Here is a 15402-nt window from a genome sequence, read left to right as displayed (position 1 = left end):
CGCATGGATCGCCGGCCTGGTTTTACAGCCTTCTTTCGTATTGCAGGCGCACGCCGGTGCTGCCGGGAGCGCTGTTGCTGCGGGCCGTGCTGCCGAACGCGTCGGCGTAGTACTGGGAGCCGCCGCCCGCGCGGCGCAGCGCATTGGCCACGGACAGGCGCAACTGGCTGGCGGTGCCGGTTTGCCACAGCGCGTAGGCGTCCAGCGTGCGCCCCGGCTTGCTGTCGCTGAGGAGATGCGCGGTGATGCGGCTGGCGCGGCTGCCGAGGTAGTTGAAATTGAAGCCAGTGGTCCACTCGGGCGAGTAGCGATAGTCGAGACCGAGGTTGAGCGTGAGCGGAGTCTGGTCGGCCAGCGTGTTGTGCGGCCCGGGCACGCTATCCAGGCGCGACCAGTTGCGCGTGGCGTTGGCGCGTACGTCGATGCCGGCGGCGCCGGGGTACAGCGCTGCCAGCGGGAACCTGGCGTCAAATTCCAGGCCGTGCGATTCGGCGCGGCCGCCGTTGGCGAAGGTGCTGACCCAGGTGGCGCCATCCAGGAACAGGCGCTGCACCGTCACGGCGCTGATGCGGCGCGCATAGGCGGACAGGCTCACCACGCCGGCCTTGCCGAAATAGGTTTCATAGCCGGCATCGATGCCCCACGCCAGTTCCGGTTGCAGCTTGGGGTTGCCTTCCACGTCCGGGTTGGTGGGACCGTTGCCGTTGTTGACGGTGTAGCGGCGCGGCACCAGGTTGCGCGTGAGCGGCGCCTTGTAGGTGCGCGACAGCGCCAAGCGCAGCTGGTCGCGCCCGGGCTCGGGCAGCTTCCACAGCATTTGCAGCACCGGGCTCCAGACGCTGGAGCGGCTCTGCACCTTGTCCATGGCGCGGCCGACGGTGCCCGTGTCCAGGCCTTCCCAGCGCAGGCCGAGATAGGCTTGCATGCGCGGCGTCACGTCCCACTCGTCCTGGGCGTACCAGGCGAGGCGCTTCACGGCCGCCGAGTAGTCCTGGTCCAGCGCATACAGCGGCGCGCCCTGCGGCGTGCTGTCGCGCTGCACACGCGTTTCGCGGCGGCGCGTGTAGCTGCCGTCCCAGCCGGCGCCGAAGCTGTGGCCGGGCCATAAAGGCGTATGGTACTTGCCGCTGCTGGCGGCGCTGTTGTCGCTGGCGCTGGACGTCACCTTGCGGACCAGCCAAGGGATAGCGGCCGCATCCGCGCCTTGGAACATATAGTCGATACCGCGCTGGTTGACGTTGACGCCCGCCTTGACGGTGAGCTTGCCGCCATCGGCCATTTGGTGCGACCAGCTGGCGTCGCTGCGCAGCGCATCGTTGCGGATGCGGGAACTGTAACCGCTCACCGGCGAGCGCGTGGCGTCGCCTTGCAGGGTCGTTTCGTGGGAGCCGCCGTGACTGTCGATGCGGGCGATATCCAGCAGGCTTTGCCAGGACAGCGTATCGCCGCCGTCCAGCGCCCAGTTCAGGCGCGGCGCCAGGCTGGCCTTGGCGATGCTGCCCAGGTAGCGCTCGTCGAACCGCCGGCGCGCCGTCACTGCGCCGTCGGCGCCGGCCAGCGTTTCGCCGATCCGGGCGCCGTTGTCGTAGCCGGTGCGCGACAAGGTGCCGGCCACCGAGTAAGAATACGCGCCATCGCGGTCGGATAGCTGCATGGTGGCGCTGGGGTTCCAGCGTTGATTGTGCTCGGCCTGCAGCTTCAAGTCGCGCCGGGCGCGGCTGGCGCCCTTCCTGAGCACCACGTTGATGCTGCCCGCCACCGCCTGTGCGCTGAATTCCGCCGACGTGGTGCGCATGATTTCAATGCGCTCGATCAGCTCCGGCGCCAGCGTATCGATGGCGAAGCCCGGCGGCGCCGGATCGCCGTTGATGAGGATTTGCGTGTAGCCTGCGCCCAGTCCGCGCATGCGTACCTCGCTGCCTGCCACGGACAGGCCGGGCAGCCGTTTCAGCACGCCGGAAAGGGCGCTGTCGCCGTATTGCAGCAGCTCGTCCCGGCCCACCACGATTTTGCCAGCCATGTCGTTGCGGCGCAGGTCTGCGGAAGCTGGGCCGGTGACTTCCACGCGTGCCATCTCTGCCTGAGTATCGGCCGCGCTGCAGGCACAGGCATGGAGCGCGCCGGCCAGGGCGCAAAGTTGAAGGCTGCGGGATCGGTGCATGTGGCGTCTGTCGGGTTGATGGAGGCTGCAAGTGTAGTGACGCCGTTGCCGGCGCGCTGCCGCCGTGTGATGAACCGGCCGGGGCGCGGGACGAATTCTGCCGCAAGGCCGCGGTTTTGGCCATGGCTGCCGCTATACTTGCCGCCTATGAATTCCTACTTTTACGCCGCCCGCGTGCTGGCGATCAACGCCGTCTTGTGGACGGCACTGTGCGCGCTCGGTGCGCTGGGCAGCTACGGCGACGGCCAACGCGAAGGCATGGTGCGTTCCTACACCGTCCCGCTCTGGAACTGGTGCAGCACGCATTTGATGATGATGGTGTTCAGCAGCGCCATGTACCTGCTGTTTTCGCGCCGCAGTGCGCTGCTGGGGAACGCGCGCCGCATCGGGGCCGTGTATGCGCTGGTGGTGGTGGCGTTCCTGCCGCTGGAGCTGGCCTATGTCGGCTCGGTCTACGCGCTGCGTGCCGGCGACGCACTGTCGCCGGACAGCGTGCTGGCTGCCGTGCAGCGCTTGCACAACTTCGATATCTTCATGGAGCTGGCGTGGATCAGCTTTACCTATATCGCCGTGGTGGCGGTGTGCGCCTGGCAGCAAGGCCGGGCGCGGGAGCAGGCGTGGCGGCAGGCGCAGACCGACAACCTGTCGCTGCGGCTGGAGCTTGAGCAGCAGCGCCTGCTGGCGCTGCGCAGCCAGCTCGAACCGCATTTCCTCTTCAACGCGCTGAACGCCATCAGCGCGCTGGTACGTTCCGACGACAAGCGCGTGGCGCTGACCGGCATCAGCCGCCTGAGCGACCTGCTGCGCTATGCGCTCACCGCCAGCTCGCGCGACTGGGTCAGCATGGCCGAGGAATTACAGTTCGTGCGCGACTACCTGGACCTGCAGCGCCTGCGCTACGGCGAGCGCCTGCGCGTGCGCATCGAGGGCGGCCAAGGCGCTGTGCTGGACGCGGACTGCCCGCCGCTGCTGCTGCAGCCGCTGGTGGAGAACGCGCTGCGCCACGATCTGGATTGCCACGACGGCGCCAGCGACATCCGCCTGGAGCTGGCGCGCGAGGGCGATCAGCTGGTGATCCGGATCAGCAACCCGCTGGCGCATGCGGCGCCGCCGAACCCGGGACTGGGGCTGGGCTTGCGCAGCACGCAGGCGCGCTTGCAGATGGCGGCGGGCAGCGCCGCCTCGCTGCAGACGCGGCGCGATGCCGGCCGCTTCGTGGCCGAGGTGCGCATGCCCATGGAGCGATCGGCATGACGCCGATACGCGCGCTGATCGTCGACGACGAGGAACCGGGCCGCATCAATCTGCGCTATGCGCTGGCCGATTATGCGCTGGCCAACGATGCGCTGGCCGGGCAGGTACCGTGGCAGGTGGCGGGAGAATGCGCCAGCGCCGCCGCCGCGCGCGAAGCGCTGGCAGGCAATGAGATCGACGTGGTGTTTCTCGACATCCAGATGCCTAACGAATCCGGGCTGGTGCTGGCGCGCGAGCTGTCGCAACGGCCGGAGCCGCCGCTGATCGTGTTCGTCACGGCGTACAACAGCTATGCGGTGGAAGCCTTTGAAGTGCACGCACTGGACTACCTGCTCAAACCGTTCGACGACCAGCGTTTTGCGCAAGCGGTGGAACGCGCGCAGGCGATGCTGGCGCAGCGGCAGCGCGCCAACTATGGCGCGGCCTTGCGCGGCTATGTGCAGGCGTCGGTGCAGGCATCCGTGCAGACGCCGTCGCCCGCATACTGGCGGCAGCTCAGCGTGCGCTCTGTGGGCCGCATCGAATGCGTGCAGCTGGAAGACGTGCTGTGGATGGAGGCGGCAGGCAATTACGTGGAACTGCGCATGGCCGCGCGCCGCGTGCTGCACCGGGTGACGCTGAGCCGCCTGGAGCAGCACCTGGACCCGGCCGTGTACCTGCGCGTGCACCGCAGCGCCATCGTGCGCCTGGAGCAGGTCGCCAGACTGGAGGCCAATGGCGACGGCAGCTACCAGGCGGTGCTGCGCTGCGGCGACAGTGTCCCCGTCAGCGAGCGCTACCTGCCGGGCGTGAAGGCGCGGCTCACCGCGCCGGACCGGCCTCAGGCCGTGTAACGCGCGGCGGGTTTGCTGCGCGAGAGGTTCGGCCCCATCGCCAGGCGCGCTGCTTCGAACTTGTCCCAGTCGGCATGGTCGGGTAGCGACGGGATGGTTACTACTTCGCCCAGGTCCAGGCCGGCCAGCGCCGCGTCCACCAGGTCGTTCACATTCATCACGATCTCGCCGGGCAGGTGCGCCACCGGCACGCCCGCGTGGTCCCAGAATTCGGTGCTGATGGCGCCCGGCAGCACGGCCTGCACGCGCACGCCCTTGGCGCCCAGTTCATGCTGCAGCGACTGCGTGAACGCCAGCACATAAGCCTTGCTGCCGCCATAGGTGCCGTTCAGCACCTCCGGCGCCACTGCCACGATGGAGGCAATGTTGATGATGCTGCCATGGCCGCGCGCGGCGAAGCCCGGCGCCACGGCGCGCGTAAGGCGGGTCAGCGCATTCACGTTCAGGAAGATCATGCGGTCCAGGTCTTCCTGCTTCGACTCGACCAGCGGCGCGGTGGCGCCCAGGCCGGCGTTGTTCACCAGCATGGTGATGCCGGCGTCGTTCGCCAGGCGGTGCTGCACCAGCGCCAGGCCGGCTTCCTGCGTCAGGTCGGCGGGCAGGATCTCCACGTTGCGGCCGGTGGCGGCGCCGACGCTGGCGGCAACGGTCTGCAGGCGCTCGCGGTTGCGGGCCACCAGGATCAGGTCGTAGCCGCGTTCAGCCAGTCGCTGCGCGTAGCGCGCGCCGATGCCGGTGGAGGCGCCGGTGATGAGGGCAATGCCGGGTTTTGCGGTGGTGTTCATATTGCTGTCCTTGAGAAGTTGGTTGACAAGGGCAGTGTAGGCGCCTAAATTGAGTCCCGTATGCCATATATACCTCGTTTTGGGACATCATGATGACACGCAAGATAGGGCTGGTCCTTTTCCCCCGCTTCCAGGTGCTGGACCTGGCGGTGACTACCGTGTTCGAGGTGGCCAATGAACTGACGAAGGAGAACTGCTACGAAGTGGTGCTGCTGTCCGAGCACGGCGGCGCCGTGCCCAGTTCCTCCGGCGTGCCGGTGCTGACGGAGCCGTTCGGCAGCCATAGCTACGACACGGTGCTGGTCGCCGGTTCGATGGAACTGATCGTCTCCACACCCGGCTTTGTCGATTTCCTGCGCTCGGCCAGCGCACTGTCGCGCCGCACGGCGGGCATTTGTACCGGCGCCTTCTTCCTGGCCGAAGCGGGGCTGCTGGATGGCCGCCGCGCCACCACGCACTGGGGCCAGGCGCGCGCGCTGCAGCGCATGTATCCCAAGGTGAAGGTGGAAGAGGACCGCATCTTCATCCACGACGGCCGCGTGTGGACCTCGGCCGGCATGACGGCCTGCATCGACCTGTCGCTGGCCATGGTCGAGGCGGACCACGGCGTGGCGCTGGCCAAGGCCGTGGCGCGCAAGATGGTGGTGTATCACCGCCGTAGCGGGGGACAGTCGCAGTTCTCCGCGCTGCTGGAACTGGAGCCGAAGTCGGACCGCATCCAGGTGGCGCTCACTTACGCCAAGAGCAACCTGCGCAAGCCGCTGTCGGTGGACGAACTGGCCGAAGCGGCGCACTTGAGCCGGCGCCAGTTCAGCCGCACCTTCCGCATCGAGACCGGGCAGTCGCCGGCGCGCGCGGTGGAGGTGCTGCGGGTGGAAGCGGCGCGCGCGCTGATCGAGGCGGGCAAGCTGTCCATCGACGTGGTGGCGCGCGAGACCGGCTTTGCGGACCCCGAGCGCATGCGCCGCGCCTTCCTGCGCGCCTATGGCCAGCCGCCGCAAGCGATCAAGCGCGCCGCGCGCGAACAGGCCTGACTGTCCGCGCCGGCGCTAGCGGTCCGTCCGTTCCAGCCAGTCGGCCGCTTCGCGCAGCGTCGCTTCCAGTACCCCGCGTACCTGCTCGAATATGGCCGGCAGCTCGCCGTTGCGCTGCTGCGAGATGGCGCTTTCCGCCTCCAGCGTGGCGCGGATCAGGCGCTTGGCGCCCAGCACGCCGACGGCGCCGCGCAGGCTGTGCAGCACCTGTGCCGCTTCGCTGGCACGGCCTTCCCGCAGCGCGCGGTTGGCGTCGTCCATCGGCTGCATGCCGCCCTCCAGCGCGCTGCGCACCATCTTGAACATGACCTGGCGCCCTTTCGGGTCCTTGCCCATCACGCGCATCAGGCTGTCCATGCTGAACAGCGGTTCGGCATCGGCCGGCGGCGCCGCATCCGCCTGCCCGGTGGGGCTGGCCGCAACGGCCCGCGCCGGCGGCGCTGCGCCGTTGGCGCGCTCACCCGGCAGGTGGCGCTGTATCACCGCCATCATTTCCTCCACCACCACCGGCTTGGGAATGAAGTCGGTAATGCCGGCCTCCAGGCAGCGGTCGCGTTCCGAGGCCAGCACGCCCGCCGTCATCGCGATCACGGGCAAGGTCAGCTTGAATTCACGGCGCAGCATGGCGGTGGCGCTGAAGCCGTCCAGCACCGGCATCTGCATGTCCATCAGCACGATGTCATAGCGGCCGGCATTTTCGCGCATCACGTCCACCGCCTGCTGGCCGTCGCCCACCACGTCCAGCGTGGCGCCGGCCAGTTCCAGGATGCCGCGCGCCACGGCCTGGTTCAGCAGATTGTCTTCCACCAGCAGGAAGTGCCTGCCCGCCAGGCTGCCAGCGATGCCTTCCGCCTGCGCAGCGCTTTCTTCGCCGCCCTTGGCCACCAGGGCCTGGTGCAGCGCGTCGAACAGGCTGGAACTGGTGATGGGCTTGACCAGCACCACGTCCGCTTCCGGCGCGCTGGAGATTTCCTCCAGCTGGTCGCGCGCGAACGCGTTCACCATCACCACGATGGGCTGCGCGTGCGCACCCGCCGCTTCGCGTATGGCCTTGGCCACGACCACGCCGCCCATGCCCGGCATATGCCAGTCGGCCAGCACCGCGTCGTAGGGCTGGCCGCTCTGCTGCTGCGCGCGGAAGCGGGCAATGGCGTCGGCGCCGGACGCAACCTCGTCGGCTTCCCAGCCCCAGGCGCGTATCAGCTTGCCCACCAGGTCGCGCGTGGTGCCATTGTCGTCCGCCACCAGCAGGCGCAGGTCGCCGAGCGCGGGGCGGCGCTTCTTGGCCGGCGGCAGCACGGTGAATGGAAGGCTGAACCAGAACTGGCTGCCCTTGCCCTCCACGCTGTGCACCGAGATCTTGCCGCCCATGAGCTCGATCAGGCGCTTGGTGATGGCCAAGCCCAGGCCGGTACCGCCGAAGCGCCGCGTGATGCTTTCGTCGCCCTGCGAGAAGGCGCTGAACAGTTGCGCCAGCTGCGCTTCGCTGATGCCGATGCCGGTGTCGCTGACGTCGAAGCGCAGCACCGCGCGCTCCACCCCCTGCTGCTCCACGCCAACCCGCACCACCACTTCGCCTTCCTGCGTGAACTTGACGGCGTTGCCTGCCAGGTTGACCAGGATCTGCTGCAGCCGCAGCGCGTCGCCGTGCAGCAGGCGCGGCACGTCCGGTTCCACGGCGATGGCCAGCTCCAGTTCCTTTTCCCCGGCGTTCATGGTCATGGTGGTGGCCAGGGTGCTCATCACCTCGTCCAGGTCGAAGTCGGTCGGCGAGAGCTCCATGCGGCGCGCCTCGATCTTGGAGAAGTCCAGCACGTCGTTCAGGATGGCCAGCAGGGTCTGGCCGGAGGTTTGCACCATGGTCAGGAACTTGCGCTGCTGCGCCGTCAGCGAGGTATTGCCAAGCAGGTAGGCCATGCCCAGCACGGCGTTCATCGGCGTGCGGATCTCATGGCTCATATTGGCCACGAAATCGCTCTTGGCGCGGTTGGCCGATTCGGCGCGGTCGCGCGCCTGCTCCAGTTCCGCCGCGCGCGCCTCCACTTCCAGCTGCAGGCGGTGGCGCTCGGTGATGTCGGCGATCATGGCCAGCACCTTGGGACCTTCCCCGGTCTGGATCGCACTGAGGTTGATTTCAACCGGGAAGCGGCTGCCGTCCTTGCGCTGCCCGAACAGCTGGCGACCGGCGCCCATGCGCACCGGCTCCGGCGTCAGCTGCGTGGCCGAGAAGCCTTCCCGCAGCCTGATGTGCGCGGCGCGCTCCGTCGCCGGCAGCAGCGTCTCCACCGCTTGCCCCAGCACTTCCCCGCGCTGGTAGCCGAAATAGCGCTCCGCCTGGCGGTTGAAGGTCTCGATGCGGCCCTCGGCGTCCACCACCACGAAGGCGTTCGGCGCCAGTTCGATCAGGTCCTGCAGGCGGCTGTCCGCAGCCAGGCGTTCCTGCATCAGGGTGTTGAAGGCGGTTGCCAGCGAGCCGATTTCATCTTCCTGCTTCACCGCGATCGGCGTGTAGTCGGCGGCGTTGCCGCGCATGCGTTCGATGGCGCCGCGCAGCTGTGCCAGCGGCGACATCAGCCGCATGGTGAGCCAGCCGATCAGCGCGGCGGCGGCCAGCGAGGCCAGGCAGCTCCACACGGCCAGCCGGAACAGCATGCCCTCGAAGGGTTCGAACGCTTCCTCCACCGGCAGCGAGGCGCCCAGCACCCAATCCACCGACTTGAGCGTCTTGAAGCTGTTCAGCGCGCGCAGGCCCGCGCTGTTGGTGCTGATCACCGTGCCCTCGAAGCCTTCGTTGAGCGCGCGCGTGGTGGCCGGATTGGCGTTGGCCGGGCGCGGCTTGAGCAGGCGGCTCAGGTCCGGGTACAGCACGTACAGCGGCACTTCGGCGCGCGTGACGGCGAAATAGTAGCCGGTGCGGCCCACCTTGGCGGTGCGCAGGTGGCCCAGCACATTGTCCTTGTACAGGCGCAGCACGCCGATCAGCACGGCCTGCACTTCACCTTTGCGGTCCAGGATGGGCGCAGCCATCTGCACAATGGGCTGCTTGCCGGCGCGCCCGATCACCGGCTCGGCGATCAGCGGCTGGCGCGTGGCCATCACGCGCTTGAAGTAGGCGCGGTCCCTGGCGTCCACGCCCACCCGGCCGGGAACCACGGGCAGGTCGGAGATCACCTTGCCCTGCGGGTCCAGTATCAGCACGTCGTCGAACAGCGAGAGCACGGCGCGGTCGGCGTAATAGGCGCGCAAGGCGGCGGCGTCGCCGGAGATCTCCTGCGGCTGGTTCTTGGCCGACAGGGCGATAATCCCCAGCAGCATACTGAGCTTGTCGTCCAGCTCCTCGGCGGTGCGGTTGATCAGGGCGGTCTGCTGGGCGAACAGCACGCGCGTGAAGTCCTGCTCCATGCGCCGCATCTGCACCACAGTGACGAGCGCCATCATCACGACGGACGTGACGCTGGTGGCCAGTGCAACCTTGACTTTGATGCCGAGCGGTTTCATGTCTTCCTTGAGCGGGGACGCTGGGGAATTCTCCTATCAAAGTAGCTTTTTAGCAAGGCTGACGCGGTGCTGGCTGGCCTGTGGCCGTTCAGGAAAGGTTGCGATTCAGCTTATCCAGTCCGCCAGCCAGCTGCTCCACGTCCTGGTGCGTGATGGCGCAGGCGTGCGCGAATTGCTCGCTCACGCGCAGGCCGGCGGCGCGCAGCTGGCGGCCCTTGTCGGTCAGGGTCAGCACGCGGTTGCGCTCGTCCTGCGGGTCGCGCCCGCGCAGCAGATAGCCTTCCGCCTCGAGCCGCTTGACCAGCGGCGTGATGGAGCCCGAATCCTGCTGCAGGCGCTGCGCAATGTCCTTGATGCCCAGGCCTTCCTGCTCCCACAGCACCACCATTACCAGGTACTGCGGATACGTCAGGTTCAGCTCGGCCAGCAGGGGCTTGTAATGCTGCGTCATCTTCAGCGACGTGGAATACAGCTTGAAGCACAGGTGCTGGTCCAGCGTCGGGGGTTTGGGTGGGGTGGTCGGCGCGCTCATGTTGTGTAGCCTACCAAAATATTTTTGAATCCGCGAATCCAAACCCGGTTTACCCGCCTCTTAGCGGTCGAGGGACGTCCTCATGATGCAACCGACTCCAAAGGAGAGCAAAATGTTCTATGTTAAAAATGTACCAAATGGTGAGCGCGTGCTGCGCGTGGTGGCAGGCTTGCTGGCGGTGGCTATCAGCCTGCTAGCGGTGGGCGGCGTGGCAGGTGCGCTGCTGGCGGTATCGGCGGGCGGCATCGTGGCGTCCGGCCTGTTCGGCTTCTGCCCCATGTGCGCCATGGTGGGCCGCCGTCTCGATAAAGCGAAAAAGAATGGCACTCTCTGATACACATTGGCCGGTGCTGGAGGCCGCCCACCGCGGCGATCCGGCGGCGCTGGCCCATCTGCTGCGCCTGTGCCAGCCCGACATCCGCCGCTACGCGCAGCGCTCCTGCCTGATCAGCGACGTGGACGACGCGGTGCAGGAAGCGCTGCTGGTGCTGTCGCGCCGCCTGGAGGCGGTGCGCATGCTGGCGGCCTTCTCCGGCTGGCTGTTCAAGGTGGTGCAGCGCGAATGCCGCCGCCTGGGGCGCGCCGCGCTCAATTACGATCCCTACGACGAGGAACGCGCCGAACAGTGGCTGGCCGCGCAGGATACGGCCGGCTTGCGCCGCGACCTGGTCAACACGCTGGAGTCGCTGCCGGTGGATTACCGCGAGGTGATACTGCTGCGCGACTTCGCCGAAATGAGCATTGCCGAAATCGCGCAGGAATTGAAACTGTCCGTGCCGGCGGCGAAAAGCCGGCTGCACCGCGCACGCCAGATGGCGCGCGAATACTTGATCGCGTGAGTGCGGATTAGGCGTCCGGCGCCGGCGTATGGTTTACACTGGCCGCATGACTATTGAGCTTCCATCACTCACGATACCCGGCATGACCGTGGACGTGCTACGGGCAAGCTGCGCTACCTGCAGCGTGCACCAGCTTTGCCTGCCGATGGGGCTGGGCGCGGCCGATATGGACCGCCTCGACGAGATTATCGGCCGCCGCCGCAAGGTGCCGCGCGGCGGCACGCTGTTCCGCATCGGCGATCCTTTCACCAGCCTGTACGCGATCCGCCTCGGCCATTTCAAGACCTACCAGGTGAACGCGGACGGCGTCGAGCAGATCACGGGCTTCCAGATGGCCGGCGAGCTGCTGGGCATGGATGCCATCAGCACGGACCGCCACCATTGCAACGCCCTGGCGCTGGAGGACAGCGAGGTGTGCGAGATACCGTTCTCCAGCCTGCAGCAGCTGCTGGCGGACATGCCGACCCTGCTGCGCCACTTCCACCGCATGATGAGCCAGGAGATTACGCGCGAGCAGAGCGTGATGCTGTTGCTGGGGAATATGCAGGCCACGCAGCGCTTTGCCGCCTTTATCGTCAACCTGTCGTCGCGCTACGAGGCGCGCGGGTACTCGGCGACGCAGTTCCAGTTGCGCATGTCGCGCGAGGAAATCGGCAATTACTTGGGGCTGACCATAGAAAGCATCAGCCGCCTGCTGTCCAAGTTCAAGAAGGAAGGGCTGCTCAGGGTGAGCAACCGGGAAATTGAGCTGCTCAATTTGCAGCGGCTCAAGGCCATCACGGCAGGTATGGACCGCTGCGGCTAAGCTGGCGGGTTACGGCGTGCCGCCTGACCCGCCAGGCTCAGTCGGCGCGCACGGTGACTTCGCGCTGGGCCGGCCATTGCCAGCTGCCTTCCAGCCGCCAGTCGCGCTGCTCGTTCTCCAGCAATACCTGCCAGCGGCTGCGCTCCAGCATCGGCAGCGCCACCTCGAACGCGCCGTCTTCGGCGGGCACCACCACCAGCTTGATATCCCGCTCCGGCTGCGTGGCGTGCGCCAGGTGCAGCAGCACGCGCTGCGGCGTCGGCCGCCCCGCATTGAGCGCGCCGCCAACGGAGCCCACCAGCACGCCGCGCGCCACGTCGTAGCGCAGCGCGGCCGACATGCCCAGTGCGCTGGCCGCGCGGTCGCGCCGCAAGTCCTGGTTGATGGCTTTGCCGCGCTTGTAATAGTCGCCCACCACCAGCGAATCGGGCTGCGAGTAAGCCAGCCAGCCCGTGTACAGGCCGCCCAGCAGCACAATGAATGGCCCCAGCATCAGCAGCCATGGCCAGCGCTGCGACCACCATGGCGTCGCAGCAGGATACGTCCTTGCTTGCATCATTTCCTCCTTCACCCTAGCGCGGCACAATGAAGACCGCGTTTTCCCTGACCCGCAGCGCCGGGTCGTCCAGCGCCGTCAGCTCGATGGCGATCCTGTTCGACCCCTTGGCGCCGTCACCGTGGGCTGCGCGCAGCCGCACCGGCACCGCGCGCGTTTCCGTGCCCGCCAGCGCCACTTCGCTGTCGGTCACCACCTCCACCGACGGCAAGCCGGACACGCTGATGCGGTAGCGATGCGCCTGCTCGGACGTGTTCATGATCTGCAGCCGGTAGACGTTCTCTATCATGCCGTTTTCCACTTCCCGCCCCATCGCTCCCCGGTCGCGGATCACGTCCATCTTCAGGGGCGTGCGCAGCCACAGCGCCGTGCCGACCGTGCCGATGATGCACAGCAGGATGGTGCCGTAAACCAGCACGCGCGGACGCAGCGCATGCTGCCTGATCTGCTGCGGCGTGTAGCGCTCGGCCAGCGCGTGATCGGTGCTGTACAGCACCAGGCCGCGCGGCTGGCCGACCTTGTCCATCACGCTGTTGCAGGCGTCCACGCAGGCAGCGCAGCCTATGCATTCGTACTGCAAGCCCTTGCGGATATCGATCCCCACCGGGCACACCTGCACGCACATGGAGCAGTCGATGCAGGCGCCGCCGGCGTTCTTGCTGAGCGGGCCGCGCGGCTCGCCGCGTTTCGCGTCGTAGGTGATGATCAGCGTGTCGCGGTCGAACATCGAGCTCTGGAAGCGCGCGTAGGGGCACATGTATTTGCACACTTGCTCGCGCAGCCAGCCCGCGTTGCCGTACGTCGCCAGGCTGTAGAACAGCACCCAGAACCATTCCCACGGACCGAACGTCAGTGTCAGCGCCTCCTGCGCCAGCGATTTGATGGGCGTGAAATAGCCCACGAAGGTATAGCCGGTCCACAGCGCCACCGCGCCCCAGGCCAGGTGCTTGCCGCCCTTGCGCCAGGCTTTGTTGAACGTGGCGCCCTCCTTCGCCAAGCGCATGCGCGCGCTGCGCGTGCCTTCGAATTTGCGCTCTATCCACAGGAAGATTTCGGTGTACACCGTTTGGGGACAGGCGAAGCCGCACCACACGCGTCCGGCGATGGCGGTGGCCAGGAATAGCAGGTAGGCGCAGATGATGAGCAGCGCCGCCAGGTAGATGAAGTCCTGCGGCCACAGCACCAGGCCGAAGATATAGAACTTGCGCGCCGCCAGGTCGAACAGCAAGGCCTGGCGCCCGTTCCAGGTCAGCCAGGGCGTGCAGTAAAACGCCAGCTGCGTGAGCCAGACGAATACCCAGCGCAGGCTGGCGTAGCGGCCGCTGGTCTCGCGAGGATAAATCTCCTCGCGGGCCGCGTACATCTTAATGACTTGTTCCGGGGCGTTCATCTTTGCTGCCTTCGATTGCTGCTACCGTATGCGGATTCGACAGGCCCCACACATAGGCGGCCAGCACGTGCACCTTGCCCTCGCCGAGGAAGTCCGCGAAGGCGGGCATGGTGTTGTTGCGGCCCTTGCGGATGGTTTCCATGATGGTCTCGGCGCTGCCGCCGTACAGCCACACCTTGTCGGTCAGGTTGGGCGCGCCCAGGGCCTGGTTGCCCGTGCCGGCGCCGGTATGGCAGCCCATGCAGGCGTTGAATTTGCTCTTGCCGAACACGGACTTGATCGGATCGGCCGCGCCGCCGGAAAGGCTCAGCACATAGTGCGCCACGTTTTCAATGTCCTTGTCCGAACCCAGCGCAGCGCCCATCGGCGGCATCACGCCGTGGCGGCCGTTCATGATGGTGGTCTTGATCACGTCCGGCGCGCCGCCGTACAGCCAGTCCTTGTCGGTCAGGTTGGGGAAGCCCTTGTTGCCGCGCGCATCCGAACCGTGGCACTGCGCGCAGTAAGTCAGGAACAGGCGTTCGCCGATGGCCTGCGCCTTCGGATCGGCCGCCACGGCCTGCAGGTCCTGCTTCAGGTACTGGTTGAACAGCGGGCCGTACTCGGCCTCGGCCTGCTTCAGCTCCGCGCCGTACTGGCCGCTGGACTTCCAGCCAAGCTTGCCGGCGTAGTCGCCCAGGCCGGGATACAGGAACAGGTAGGCCAGGCCGAACACGATGGTGATGTAGAACAGCCACATCCACCAGCGCGGCATGGGCGTATTCAGCTCGGTCAGGTCCTCGTCCCAGATATGGCCGGTGGTGCCCACCGGCGCGTTCACGTCCTTGAGTGCCTTGACCTTGTGCTTGGACTGCGAATACAGCAGCACCGCGCAGCCGAACACGCCGAGCAGCGTGAGCGTGACGATGTAGTAGTTCCAGAAGCCGCTGGTGAAGTCAGACATGATCTGCCTCCTCGTCGGCGAACGGCAGTTGCGCGGCTTGCGCAAAGCCGGCCTGGCTGCGCCGCGCGTATGCCCACGCGACGATGCCCATGAAGGTGATGAAGGAGATGACGGTCATCACGCGGCTGGCGTTGTCAAACAGGTTTTCCATGTCAGTTCCTCGTCTTGATCTGGGTGCCCAGGCCTTGCAGGTAGGCGATCAGGGCGTCTTCCTCGGTCTTGCCTTCCAGCTCGGCCGGTGCGGCGGCGATGTCGGCGTCCGTGTATGGGTCGCCCAGCCGCTGCAGCGCGCGCAGGTGGGGCACGATGTCGGCCGGCTTCAGCGCCGTCCTGGCCAGCCAGGGATAGTTCGGCATATTCGACTCCGGCACCACGTCGCGCGGATTGCCCAGGTGGGTGCGGTGCCATTCGTCGCTATAGCGGCCGCCCACGCGCGCCAGGTCCGGGCCGGTGCGCTTGGAGCCCCACTGGAACGGCCGGTCGTAGACGAATTCGCCGGCCACCGAGTAGTGGCCGTAGCGTTCCGTCTCTGCGCGGAACGGGCGCACCATCTGCGAGTGGCAGTTGTAGCAGCCTTCGCGCACGTACACGTCGCGGCCGGCCAGGCGCAGCGGGCTGTATGGCTTCAGGCCCGCCACCGGCTCGGTGGTCGATTTCTGGAAGAACAGCGGCACGATTTCCACTGCTCCGCCCACCGACACCACGAGCGTGACCAGCACGATCAGCAGCCAGGGGTTCTTCTCTATCCATTCATGTGAAAATTTCATTTGAT

At 67.0% G+C, this 15402-nt stretch carries 15 protein-coding genes; 6 read left to right on the top strand and 9 right to left on the bottom strand.

Going from position 1 to position 15402, the window contains the following annotated elements; all coding sequences use genetic code 11:
* Positions 1–22: 22 nt before the first annotated feature.
* On the bottom strand, positions 23–2074 hold the full coding sequence (locus ACFJI2_RS26795) for a TonB-dependent receptor plug domain-containing protein (RefSeq protein WP_377702611.1): 2052 nt from the start codon (positions 2072–2074) through the stop codon (positions 23–25).
* 234 nt (positions 2075–2308) lie between these two features.
* Between ACFJI2_RS26795 and ACFJI2_RS26790 the strand changes: the two genes are divergently transcribed.
* Both ACFJI2_RS26790 and ACFJI2_RS26785 read left to right on the top strand, forming a co-directional pair.
* Positions 2309–3415 carry a sensor histidine kinase gene (locus ACFJI2_RS26790; RefSeq protein ID WP_377702610.1) on the top strand — a complete coding sequence of 369 codons (1107 nt, stop codon included), beginning with the start codon at positions 2309–2311 and terminating at the stop codon, positions 3413–3415.
* Entirely contained in the window at positions 3412–4248 is an 837-nt protein-coding gene (locus ACFJI2_RS26785) for a LytR/AlgR family response regulator transcription factor (RefSeq protein ID WP_377702609.1), read from the top strand. The genes ACFJI2_RS26790 and ACFJI2_RS26785 overlap by 4 nt, the downstream gene beginning before the upstream one ends.
* Here the strand turns inward: ACFJI2_RS26785 and ACFJI2_RS26780 are convergent.
* Positions 4236–5033, bottom strand: a complete 798-nt coding sequence (locus tag ACFJI2_RS26780) for an SDR family NAD(P)-dependent oxidoreductase (protein ID WP_377702608.1) — start codon at positions 5031–5033, stop codon at positions 4236–4238. The genes ACFJI2_RS26785 and ACFJI2_RS26780 overlap by 13 nt on opposite strands.
* Positions 5034–5125: 92 nt before the next feature.
* On the opposite strand from ACFJI2_RS26780, the gene ACFJI2_RS26775 reads away from it, so the two are divergent.
* Positions 5126–6067: a GlxA family transcriptional regulator gene (locus ACFJI2_RS26775; protein WP_107869579.1), complete on the top strand. Its 942-nt coding sequence runs from the start codon at positions 5126–5128 to the stop codon at positions 6065–6067.
* Positions 6068–6082: 15 nt separating this feature from the next.
* On the opposite strand, the gene ACFJI2_RS26770 is transcribed toward ACFJI2_RS26775, so the two are convergent.
* Positions 6083–9565 carry a response regulator gene (locus tag ACFJI2_RS26770; protein ID WP_377702607.1) on the bottom strand — a complete coding sequence of 1161 codons (3483 nt, stop codon included), beginning with the start codon at positions 9563–9565 and terminating at the stop codon, positions 6083–6085.
* Between the two features lie 88 nt (positions 9566–9653).
* Entirely contained in the window at positions 9654–10097 is a 444-nt protein-coding gene (locus ACFJI2_RS26765) for a MarR family transcriptional regulator (protein WP_107869577.1), read from the bottom strand.
* Between the two features lie 112 nt (positions 10098–10209).
* Between ACFJI2_RS26765 and ACFJI2_RS26760 the strand changes: the two genes are divergently transcribed.
* From ACFJI2_RS26760 to fnr, 3 genes are read left to right on the top strand one after another with little or no spacing between them, the layout of a single operon-like run.
* A complete protein-coding gene (locus ACFJI2_RS26760; protein ID WP_377702606.1) occupies positions 10210–10431 on the top strand; it encodes a DUF2892 domain-containing protein in 222 nt (73 codons plus the stop codon).
* The gene (locus ACFJI2_RS26755; RefSeq protein ID WP_107869575.1) at positions 10418–10936 is read left to right on the top strand and encodes a sigma-70 family RNA polymerase sigma factor; all 519 of its coding nucleotides are present in this window, start codon (positions 10418–10420) and stop codon (positions 10934–10936) included. Before ACFJI2_RS26760 ends, ACFJI2_RS26755 begins: the two co-directional genes overlap by 14 nt.
* Positions 10937–10982: 46 nt before the next feature.
* Positions 10983–11741, top strand: coding sequence for a fumarate/nitrate reduction transcriptional regulator Fnr (gene fnr, locus ACFJI2_RS26750; RefSeq protein ID WP_377702605.1), 759 nt, complete (start codon positions 10983–10985; stop codon positions 11739–11741).
* A 37-nt stretch (positions 11742–11778) separates the two neighbouring features.
* Here the strand turns inward: fnr and ACFJI2_RS26745 are convergent, their stop codons facing one another.
* Genes ACFJI2_RS26745 through ccoO form a run of 5 tightly spaced genes read right to left on the bottom strand, consistent with a single transcriptional unit; the run spans position 11779 to position 15397 of the window.
* Entirely contained in the window at positions 11779–12300 is a 522-nt protein-coding gene (locus ACFJI2_RS26745; protein ID WP_377702604.1) for a FixH family protein, read from the bottom strand.
* A 13-nt stretch (positions 12301–12313) separates the two neighbouring features.
* Entirely contained in the window at positions 12314–13687 is a 1374-nt protein-coding gene (gene ccoG, locus ACFJI2_RS26740; RefSeq protein ID WP_377702603.1) for a cytochrome c oxidase accessory protein CcoG, read from the bottom strand.
* On the bottom strand, positions 13662–14630 hold the full coding sequence (ccoP, locus tag ACFJI2_RS26735; protein WP_377702602.1) for a cytochrome-c oxidase, cbb3-type subunit III: 969 nt from the start codon (positions 14628–14630) through the stop codon (positions 13662–13664). The genes ccoG and ccoP overlap by 26 nt, the downstream gene beginning before the upstream one ends.
* Positions 14623–14781, bottom strand: a complete 159-nt coding sequence (locus tag ACFJI2_RS26730) for a cbb3-type cytochrome oxidase subunit 3 (RefSeq protein ID WP_377702601.1) — start codon at positions 14779–14781, stop codon at positions 14623–14625. The genes ccoP and ACFJI2_RS26730 overlap by 8 nt, the downstream gene beginning before the upstream one ends.
* A 1-nt stretch (position 14782) precedes the next feature.
* Positions 14783–15397 carry a cytochrome-c oxidase, cbb3-type subunit II gene (ccoO, locus tag ACFJI2_RS26725; protein ID WP_107869570.1) on the bottom strand — a complete coding sequence of 205 codons (615 nt, stop codon included), beginning with the start codon at positions 15395–15397 and terminating at the stop codon, positions 14783–14785.
* Between the last annotated feature and the right edge of the window lie 5 nt (positions 15398–15402).

The sequence above is a fragment of the Pseudoduganella sp. UC29_71 genome (assembly GCF_042693265.1).
Classification (GTDB): domain Bacteria; phylum Pseudomonadota; class Gammaproteobacteria; order Burkholderiales; family Burkholderiaceae_D; genus Rugamonas.
The sequence above is the reverse complement of the archived record's forward strand: the minus strand, read 5'-3'. Positions and strand labels throughout refer to the sequence as shown.